The 9,260-nt window shown below is 61.1% G+C and carries 7 protein-coding genes and 1 tRNA gene; 4 read left to right on the top strand and 4 right to left on the bottom strand.

Features of this window, described 5'->3' with window-relative positions; genetic code table 11:
• Nucleotides 1-655 precede the first annotated feature (655 nt).
• Nucleotides 656-731: transfer RNA gene (locus tag O4H31_RS03915), tRNA-Trp, on the bottom strand.
• A gap of 143 nt (nt 732-874) precedes the next feature.
• Between O4H31_RS03915 and O4H31_RS03910 the strand changes: the two genes are divergently transcribed.
• Complete coding sequence (locus tag O4H31_RS03910) at nt 875-1,372, top strand: DUF892 family protein (RefSeq protein ID WP_269342978.1); 498 nt, start codon at nt 875-877, stop codon at nt 1,370-1,372.
• A gap of 161 nt (nt 1,373-1,533) precedes the next feature.
• Here O4H31_RS03910 and tuf read toward each other — a convergent pair whose 3' ends face one another.
• Together tuf and O4H31_RS03900 are read right to left on the bottom strand one after the other, a co-directional pair.
• Nucleotides 1,534-2,709 (bottom strand): elongation factor Tu, encoded by a 1,176-nt coding sequence (tuf, locus tag O4H31_RS03905; protein WP_067622157.1) that lies wholly within the window; start codon nt 2,707-2,709, stop codon nt 1,534-1,536.
• Nucleotides 2,710-2,871: 162 nt separating this feature from the next.
• The gene (locus O4H31_RS03900) at nt 2,872-3,450 is read right to left on the bottom strand and encodes a hypothetical protein (RefSeq protein ID WP_067623938.1); all 579 of its coding nucleotides are present in this window, start codon (nt 3,448-3,450) and stop codon (nt 2,872-2,874) included.
• 126 nt (nt 3,451-3,576) lie between these two features.
• On the opposite strand from O4H31_RS03900, the gene O4H31_RS03895 reads away from it, so the two are divergent.
• Nucleotides 3,577-4,935, top strand: a complete 1,359-nt coding sequence (locus O4H31_RS03895) for a cytochrome P450 (protein ID WP_269342974.1) — start codon at nt 3,577-3,579, stop codon at nt 4,933-4,935.
• 25 nt (nt 4,936-4,960) lie between these two features.
• Here the strand turns inward: O4H31_RS03895 and O4H31_RS03890 are convergent, their stop codons facing one another.
• Complete coding sequence (locus O4H31_RS03890) at nt 4,961-7,402, bottom strand: DNA topoisomerase IV subunit A (RefSeq protein ID WP_269342972.1); 2,442 nt, start codon at nt 7,400-7,402, stop codon at nt 4,961-4,963.
• 224 nt (nt 7,403-7,626) lie between these two features.
• Here O4H31_RS03890 and O4H31_RS03885 point away from each other — a divergent pair, with 224 nt between their 5' ends.
• Complete coding sequence (locus O4H31_RS03885) at nt 7,627-8,322, top strand: SH3 domain-containing protein (protein WP_269342970.1); 696 nt, start codon at nt 7,627-7,629, stop codon at nt 8,320-8,322.
• A gap of 57 nt (nt 8,323-8,379) precedes the next feature.
• Complete coding sequence (locus O4H31_RS03880; protein ID WP_269342968.1) at nt 8,380-9,213, top strand: SDR family oxidoreductase; 834 nt, start codon at nt 8,380-8,382, stop codon at nt 9,211-9,213.
• The last annotated feature ends 47 nt before the right edge of the window (nt 9,214-9,260 follow it).

Genomic DNA, 9,260 nt, shown 5'->3' with positions numbered 1-9,260 from the left:
AGCGCGATATACAGACGTTGATCCATCGAATGAACCAAACCGCCCACATATCTCTTCAGATATCAAATTTTCAAACAGCGTTGAGACAAAAGAAACTGAGATGCGCCCTAACTTCTTGGCGCGCCCCGCCCTAATACCTCGAATTTTTATCCACTTTCCGAACCGAACCTAGCGTCTCCGCTCCCGTCCGCCCCGTCTGGCGCCCCGCCTCCGCATCTCTGCGCCGCCGGTAGAGGGGGTTCTAAGGCGAGTGACAGAAACCCGCAAGCAGAAAGTTGAGAAAAGTGAGGGCTTTAGGGAACCTTTCGGCAAGTAGCTGAAATCGCGTGCTATTTCTGGTGCTTGAAACAGTAAACAGGCTCATCGGAAGGCCCGAAGCTGAGGTATTCGAAACCTGTTGCGGCTGAGATGAAGTGAGTCGCCCTTAATCCTAGAAAAGTCGGAGGCGGATTCCCTGTGAATCGGGGCGCCACCGCGAAAGCCAGCTTGGCGGTTCCGTTCCAACGACAGGGGAGCAGCTTTAAAGTGTAAGAAATGCGGCGACTCACAACAGACCTTCAGGCGGCAATCCCCAGGCCAATGAGTCGCCAAGCGGCGAAAACAAACCAACCGCACCGCTAGAAGCGCAGGTCATCATTACAGAATTGAAGAGATGTGGCAGGGGCTGAGGGACTCGAACCCACGACCCTCGGTTTTGGAGACCGATGCTCTACCAACTGAGCTAAACCCCTATGCCGGGGGTTTGGGTAGTCGCAAACGGGCGGCGGATCAAGAGCAGATCTGACCTTTCCGGCGATATTCTCTTCTTTGGGGAACATTGCACGGCCAGCTTACGTTTTCTCGTCGAACCAAGCCCGAAATTGGAGGACGACCGATGACTATGAACAATCTTAAAGACGTCTACACCGACCAACTGCAAGACCTCTACTCTGCCTGCAAGCAGTCGCTTGAAGCGACCAACGCACTGGGTCGCGCGGCGGAGGACAAGGAACTGTCGGAGGCGCTGATCGACGGCAGCAACGGAATCGCCAAGGGGATGGATGTGCTGAAGTCCATCTGCGCGAAACACGACCTCGACCCCGATGCAGAACACTGCTACGGCATGGAGGGCCTTGTGAAGGAGGCGCATAAGCATGTGCTTGAAGAAGACTTCGGCGACAACGACGCCCGCGATGCGATGATCATCACACAATATCAGCGCATGGTGCATTACGCATTGGCCGGATACGGCTGCGTTGTGGCCTTTGCCAACCGCTTGGGCGAGGACGAAGATGGCGCGCAGCTGCAAGAGCAGCTTGATCACACCTATGACGGCGACCGCCGCATGTCAGAGATCGCGACCAAAGGCGGTGTGAACGCAGACGCCGCGTAAATGCGATAGATATGAATGAGAAAGGCTGGCTCTTACAGGAGCCGGCCTTTTTTCGTTTCAAGGGCCGTAGGTGCCCCCTCCCTCACAAAAGCAAAAGGCCGCAGCAAACGCTGCGGCCTTTCAAATCTCTCAGACGTCAGGCCCGAAGGCCTGCCTCAAAATCACTCAGTGATCTTCGACACAACGCCGGCGCCAACTGTACGGCCACCTTCGCGGATCGCGAAGCGCAGACCGTTTTCCATGGCGATCGGTGCGATCAGCTCAACGCCGAAGGACACGTTGTCGCCGGGCATGACCATCTCAGTGCCTTCTGCCAGCTGAACGGTGCCGGTCACGTCAGTTGTACGGAAGTAGAACTGCGGACGGTAGTTCGCGAAGAACGGCGTGTGACGGCCACCTTCCTCTTTGGTGAGGATGTAGGCTTCGGCTTCGAACTTGGTGTGCGGGTTCACGGAACCGGGCTTGCAGAGAACCTGACCGCGCTCAACGCCGTCACGCTCAACGCCACGCAGCAGCGCGCCGATGTTGTCGCCAGCTTCACCACGGTCCAGCAGCTTGCGGAACATTTCCACACCTGTGCAGGTGGTTTTCTTGGTGTCGCGGATGCCAACGATTTCGATTTCGTCGCCAACGTTGATCACGCCACGCTCAACACGACCGGTCACAACGGTACCACGACCAGAGATCGAGAACACGTCTTCGACGGGCATCAGGAACGGCTGGTCAACAGCGCGCTCTGGTGTCGGGATGTAGTTGTCGACTTCTTCCATCAGCTTGCGGATCGCGTTTTCGCCGATGTTTTCGTCACGGCCTTCCATCGCCGCCAGAGCGGAACCGGGCACAACGGGGATGTCGTCGCCGGGATAGTCGTAGGAAGACAGCAGCTCGCGGATTTCCATCTCGACCAGCTCAAGCAGCTCTTCGTCGTCAACCTGGTCAACTTTGTTCATGAAGACGACCATGGCGGGGATGCCAACCTGACGGCCGAGCAGGATGTGCTCGCGGGTCTGGGGCATCGGGCCGTCGGCCGCGTTCACAACCAGGATCGCGCCGTCCATCTGAGCGGCACCGGTGATCATGTTTTTCACATAGTCAGCGTGGCCGGGGCAGTCGACGTGCGCGTAGTGACGTGCTTCGGTCTCATACTCAACGTGTGCGGTCGAGATGGTGATGCCGCGGGCCTTTTCTTCGGGCGCGCCGTCGATCTGGTCATACGCTTGGAAGTCACCGAAGTATTTGGTGATCGCCGCGGTCAGCGTGGTTTTACCGTGGTCAACGTGGCCGATTGTGCCGATGTTGACGTGTGGCTTGTTACGTTCAAACTTTGCCTTTGCCATGGTGGCGCCCTTTTAATTGAGGGGCCCCAACGGGGACCCGAACCCTATCTGGCGGGCGATGTATTGGGTTCGGGCGGTAAAATCAAGCGTGACTTGTGCCTTGGTGCCACTTAAAGCCCATCGGGGCCATGCGGCAGCGGTTCGGCGCGCCTTGATGGAGGGTTATTTATCCTCAGGCTCCCCGGCAGGCGACGATGCCACACCACCGCTGAACCAACCCTCTTCGCGGTTTTGCTTAACCAGATAGGTCTCGATCGACTTGGCCGCGTTCTGGCTGAGGTTCTTGAGCTGCTCTTCGGCGGATTTGGTATAGCCCGAGCCCACGACCGGGCCCTGATCGAGGGATTCGAAGACAGTGATCTGATGCGGCTCGGGGTTCAGCTTCATGTTCTTCGCGTCATCCCAGACCGTGAGGTTAAGGATCAGGATCGACTTCGGGGCAAAGACCAGCGGGATGCCCGGCTGCGCCAGCACGTAGCCTTCGACGCTGATGCCGAAGTGATAGAGACGTTCCCCATCATAGCGGTCAAAACGTTCGGCGGTGGCGGCGCGCACGGCCTCGGCCAATTCTTCTTTGCTGACCTCGCGGCTCAGGGGCCCCTTCTGCGCTTTGGGCGCCACGACGATATTGTGGTGCAGGTTGAAGTCCCCCAGCGGGGTCGGCGCTTTGTCGAGGTCGGAGGCCCCGTTGCAGGCGGCCAGCGTGGCGACGAAGGTCAACAGGGCAAGAACTCGGAACATGGGCAATCCTTCGGGGGCGTTAAGATTTCGAAAAGGGGTAGCCGATGGCCGGGAGGGGCGCAATCATTTGCCGCAGTTGCGCGCCTGCCGGTCCGGTCTATCTTGGATATGAGTGAGGACAGCATCATGACCCAACCATCCCCCCTGCCCGTGCGCGTACCGCTGGTGACCGAGCCTGTGGGAATGCTCGGCAGTTTGCAGATGGCGCGGCGCAACGTGCTGAGCATCATCCCCAAGATCGCCACGACCCAGCCCATGGTTTCGGGCAAGACCGGCAAGCGCTGGCATATGGTGATGGATCCGGGTGCTATTCGGGAAATCCTGCTCGACCGGTTAGAGGATTACCCGAAGTCCGATGTCACCAAGAACCTGCTGCGCCCGGCCATCGGGGAATCGCTCTTCATTGCAGAGGGCGCGCATTGGCGCTGGCAGCGTCGGGCGGCGGCCCCTGTCTTCTCACAGCGCAACGTACGCAACCTTGCCCCGGTGATGAGCGCCGCCGCTGACCGCTCGGCCAAGCGCATCGCCGCTGCGGGGCCGCGCGCAGTCAACATGCTCGATGAGATGGTAACGACGACTTTTGAGGTGATCGGCGACGTGACTTTCTCGGGCGATGGCACCTTCGACCGCGACAAAGTGCATGGGGCCATCGACGACTATGTCGCCGAGGCGGGTAAGATCAGCCTCTTCGATATCCTCGGCCTGCCCGATTGGCTGCCACGTCCGGGGCGGATCATGTCCGGTCAGGCGCTGAAGCAGATGAAGGCGATGGCCGATCAGGCGATCGAGGCACGAGTCGCGCGCGGCCATGACGGCACGCCCGACCTGCTGGACCTGCTGCTGGAGGGCGAGGACCCCAAGACCAAGCGCCAGATGAACACCGGAGAGTTACGCGATAACCTTTTGACCTTCATCGTCGCGGGGCATGAAACCACGGCATTGACGCTGGCTTGGTCGATGTACCTCATGGGGTTCGACCCCGAGATGCAGGCGCGCGCCCGCGCAGAGGTGCGCGATGTGCTGCAAGGTCGCCCCTGCTCCGGCGACGATGTGGACAAGCTGCCCTTGGTGCGGATGATCATCGACGAGGCGCTGCGGCTCTACCCCGCCGCCGGGATCATTTCGCGCACGGCGCAAAAGCACGACAGGCTCTGCGACCGCGAAATCCGCCCCGGCGACACGGTGATGATCCCGATCTACGCGCTAGGCCGCAATGAACTGCTGTGGGAGGACCCCGACGCCTTCCGCCCCGAGCGCTTCGCCGACCGCAAGGCGATTGACCGCTATGCCTATCTGCCCTTCGGGGACGGACCGCGCATCTGCATCGGGGCGAGTTTTGCGTTGCAGGAGGCGGTGATCATCCTCGCCACCCTGCTGGGGCGGTTCAAGTTCACCCCCGTGCCGGGCCGCGCGCCCAAGCCGGTGATGATCCTGACCCTGCGCCCCGAAGGCGGCGTCTGGATGACCGCCGAGCCGCTGGACTGACCGCGCCCAGAAAGGCGCGGCTGTTTCACGTGAACTTGTTGTCGCGCGGGAAGCCGCGCGGCGCCATGCGACCCGAACTTGCGCGCTTGCCGGTCCATTCGGCCAGATCGGCCTCGGTACGTGTCCGGCCCGCCGGGTCTTGCCAGCTGAGGCCCGCTTCCCGCGTGAAGGTCGTGGCGTCCGACAGGCCGCCATCCTTGTACTTCTGCAGGCGCACGCCCTTGCCCCGGCCCATCTCGGGCAGTTCATCAAGACCAAAGACCAGCACCTTGCGGTTCTCACCCACGGTCGCGACGCTATCGCCCGACACCGGATGACAGACCAGCGCCGAGACGCCTTCGCCACGCACGTTGAGCACCTGTTTGCCGCTGCGGGTCTGGGCCACGACGTCATCCTCGGGCACCACGAAACCATCGCCCGCCGTGGAGGCAACCAACAGCTTGCGCCCCGGCTGGTGGATAAAGAGTGACACGATCTGCACTTCGTTGGGCAGATCAACCATCAGACGCAGGGGCTCGCCCATGCCCCGCCCGCCGGGCAGATTGGCGGCGGAGACGGTGTAGAAACGCCCGTTCGAGCCGAAGACCAGCAACCGGTCCGTCGTTTCGGCATGGAAGATAAAGCGCGGGCCGTCGCCGTCTTTGAACTTCAACTCACGACCGAGATCGATATGGCCGGTCATGGCGCGGATCCAGCCCATCTGGGAGCAGACCACGGTGATCGGTTCGCGGTCGATCATCGCCTCGATCGGGACATCCTCAACCTCTCCGGCGGTGTCGAATTCGGTCAGGCGCTGGCCGCGCTTGATGCCGTCGATCACCCAGTCCTTGCCGAACTGCTTTTTCGTCGCGCGCAGCTGGTCGGCGATGGTGGACCATTGCAGGTCGTCGCTCTCCAGCAGGTCTTCGAGCCCCGCGCGTTCGGTCATCAGCGTGTCACGCTCTTTCACCAGCGCGTCTTCTTCCAAACGCCGCAAGGACCGCAGGCGCATGTTGAGGATCGCTTCGGCCTGCACATCCGACAGGCCATTCTCGCGGCCCGCATAGCTGTGCGGGATGGCGCGGGTGTCACCGCTCTCAGTCAGCACGCCAGTGGCCTGCGCCTCGGCATCGGCGATCACTGCAAGCTTCGAGACATCGACACCCGCAAGCGGCGAGACATAGGCGGATTCGTCCATCGCGCGGCTCAGCGTATCCTGATGCGCACGGCTCCAATCCTCGTACATCAAGGCGGCCTTGGGGTCGTCATCGTAGCGGATGATCTCGATCACCCGGTCAAGATTCAGGAAAGCCGTGATCAGGCCCTGCAGCACCTCCAAACGATGGTCGATCTTGTCCATCCGGTGCCGCGAGCGACGCTGCAGCACCTCGCGCCGGTGGTCGAGGAAAGCGCGCAACACTTCCTTGAGCGAGCAGACCTTGGGCGTTTGGCCATCGATCAACACGTTCATGTTGAGCGAGAAGCGCACCTCAAGGTCCGAGTTGCGGAACAGCATCCCCATCAGCACGTTCGGATCGACGTTTTTCGAGCGCGGCTCGATGATCATGCGGATGTCTTCGGCAGATTCGTCGCGGACATCGGCAAGAACCGGAATCTTCTTGGTCTGGATCAGTTCGGCGATCTTTTCGATCAGCTTGGATTTCTGAACCTGATAGGGAATCTCGGTAACGACAATCTGCCAAGCGCCCCGACCAAGGTCCTCAACCTCCCAACGACAACGCAGCCGGAAGGAGCCGCGGCCCGTACGGTAGGCATTGGCGATATTCTCAGGCGGCTCGACGATCACGCCACCGGTGGGGAAATCCGGGCCGGGGACGTAGTTCAGCAACGTCTCGTCGCGGGCGTCGGGCGTCTTGATCAGGTGAATACAGGCGTCACACAGCTCAGCAATGTTATGCGGCGGGATGTTCGTGGCCATGCCCACCGCGATGCCCGAAGAACCATTGGCCAACAGATTCGGAAACTGCGCCGGCAGCACCACCGGCTCGGTCAATGTGCCGTCGTAGTTCTCACGAAAATCGACGGCGTTTTCGTTCAGCCCTTCCAGCATGGCTTCGGCCACGGCGGTCATCCTCGCCTCGGTATAGCGCGAGGCCGCCGGGTTATCGCCGTCGATGTTGCCAAAGTTGCCCTGCCCGTCGACCAGCGGATAGCGCACGTTGAAATCCTGCGCCAACCGCGCCATCGCGTCATAGATCGCGGCATCGCCATGCGGGTGGTAGTTCCCCATCACGTCGCCCGAAATCTTTGCCGATTTACGGAAGCCGCCCGTCGAGGACAGCCGCAACTCGCGCATGGCATAAAGGATGCGGCGGTGCACCGGTTTCAACCCATCGCGCGCATCCGGCAGCGCCCGGTGCATGATCGTGCTCAGGGCATAGGTCAGATACCGCTCTCCCAAGGCGCGGCGCAGCGGCTCGGACAGGTCATTCGGGTCGAGTTCTGGGGGTGTGCTTATGTCTGACATGACGGGTCTTTTAGCCAAGCACGGCAGGGCGGGCAAGCGACAGATTGCCCGCCGTTTGCCCGCAGTCGACTCGGGAAAAAGGTCGCCAACACGGTTTCAAGTGAGAAAAAAGCAATACTTTCCGGATATGCGAATTCTTGCCAATCGGAATTGAACCATTCGCGAAGTTTCGCGTTGGTCTCTCAACAGCAACATGGTTTTGACACGGGACAAGGAACAGCAAAATGAAACGGTTCATCTTTTTGACATTTGGTTTCATGGGCTGGGCATTCTACGAGATGAGCGGCGGGGCGGATTTCGTGCCAGCAGGCCCGCAGATGGCCAGCACTGAGACGGCAGCATCGGCGCTGATCGCCAGCGCAGAAGCCGGCACGACCTCGTCCGACCTTGTCACCGCCGCCGCAGCAAATGCAGCCCGCAAGGCCGAAAGCCCCATCACCCCCTTCGCCGAGCGCGCCCCGGCACGGGATGTGACTGCGACCCGCGTGGCGCTAAACCTTACGACTCTCAGCGACTTACCGCAGGCCAATGACGCGATGGTGCAAAAAGCCGTGGCCACCCCCGCGGACCGCGCTGGCGCGAAAGTCGTCAAAGCTGTCAGCACCAGTGCCCCCAAAGTGGAAAAAGCCGCCTATTCGACCACAGGCACCAATGCGCCAGTCGTCATTCCAAGCCTGATCAACGCCACCGACAACGGCACGACCTATGTGAGCACGACGCAGGCCGACATCCGCAAAGTGAATGGCACCCGCGTCAATGTCCGCGGTGGGCCGGGCACCAATTTCGGTGTGGTCGGGAAACTGGGCAAAGGTGACGCCGTAGAGGTGGTCGAAGACAACGGTGCCGGTTGGGTGCGTTTTCGCAGCGTCGACGGCACAGCATCCGGTTGGATGGCGGACTTCCTGCTCAACAACGGCTAACTTGCCAATCTTACAGCATCGCGCGATGAAGGGCCTTTCAAACGAAGGGCCCTTTGCATGTCTGCGACCCGTTCCATCCTCATCACCGGTTGTTCCAGCGGCATCGGATATGCCGCCGCCCATGGCATGCGCGCCCGCGGCTGGCGCGTCTTTGCCGCCTGTCGCCAACAAGCGGATTGCGACCGGCTGAGCGCCGAAGGGTTCGACGCGCTCCGTCTCGATTATACCGATGAGGCCAGCATCCAATCGGCCCTTGCCCATGTGCTGGACCAGACGGGCGGTACGCTTGATGCAGTCTTCAACAACGGCGCACACGCCACGCCCGGACTGGTCGAAGACCTGCCCACCGATGCGCTGCGTGAGATATTCGAGGCGAATTTCTTTGGCTGGCACAGCCTGACCCGCGCGGTGATCCCGGTGATGCGCAAACAAGGGCATGGGCGGATCGTGCAATGTTCTTCAGTGCTTGGCATGGTGGCGATGCCATGGCGCGGGGCGTATAACTCCACGAAATTCGCGCTGGAGGGGCTGACCGACACCCTGCGGCTTGAAATGCGCGGCACGGGGGTTGAGTTGATCCTGATCGAACCCGGCCCTGTCACCTCAAAGCTGCGGACCAAGGCGATCCCGCGCTTCGAGCGCTGGATCGACTGGAAAAACAGCCCCCGCGCGGCGGAGTATGAGGCCACCATGCGCCCCCGGCTCTATGACGATAGTGGCAAAAAGGATCGTTTCGAACTTCCGCCCGAGGCGGTGGTCGAAAAACTGGCCCATGCCGTCGAATCCCCCCGGCCCCGCCCGCGCTATTTCGTCACAACCCCGACCCACATCGCCGGTGTTTTGCGGCGTATCCTGCCGACGCGCGCGCTGGATTGGGTGACCAGTCGTTGATTTTGGTTGCGCGGCTGCCGCGCGCCGCTACATCTCGGGACAACGAA

This window comes from Sulfitobacter dubius (assembly GCF_027214245.1).
Lineage (GTDB): Bacteria > Pseudomonadota > Alphaproteobacteria > Rhodobacterales > Rhodobacteraceae > Sulfitobacter > Sulfitobacter dubius_A.
The sequence above is the reverse complement of the archived record's forward strand: the minus strand, read 5'-3'. Positions and strand labels throughout refer to the sequence as shown.

Bases quoted from the DNA above. Each gene is read 5' to 3' on its own strand.
- O4H31_RS03885 (WP_269342970.1), top strand. From the start codon at position 7,627: ATGAAACGGTTCATCTTTTTGACATTTGGTTTCATGGGCTGGGCATTC.
- O4H31_RS03900 (WP_067623938.1), bottom strand. From the start codon at position 3,450: ATGTTCCGAGTTCTTGCCCTGTTGACCTTCGTCGCCACGCTGGCCGCC.
- O4H31_RS03890 (WP_269342972.1), bottom strand. From the start codon at position 7,402: ATGTCAGACATAAGCACACCCCCAGAACTCGACCCGAATGACCTGTCC.
- O4H31_RS03910 (WP_269342978.1), top strand. From the start codon at position 875: ATGACTATGAACAATCTTAAAGACGTCTACACCGACCAACTGCAAGAC.
- tuf (WP_067622157.1), bottom strand. From the start codon at position 2,709: ATGGCAAAGGCAAAGTTTGAACGTAACAAGCCACACGTCAACATCGGC.
- O4H31_RS03895 (WP_269342974.1), top strand. From the start codon at position 3,577: ATGACCCAACCATCCCCCCTGCCCGTGCGCGTACCGCTGGTGACCGAG.
- O4H31_RS03880 (WP_269342968.1), top strand. From the start codon at position 8,380: ATGTCTGCGACCCGTTCCATCCTCATCACCGGTTGTTCCAGCGGCATC.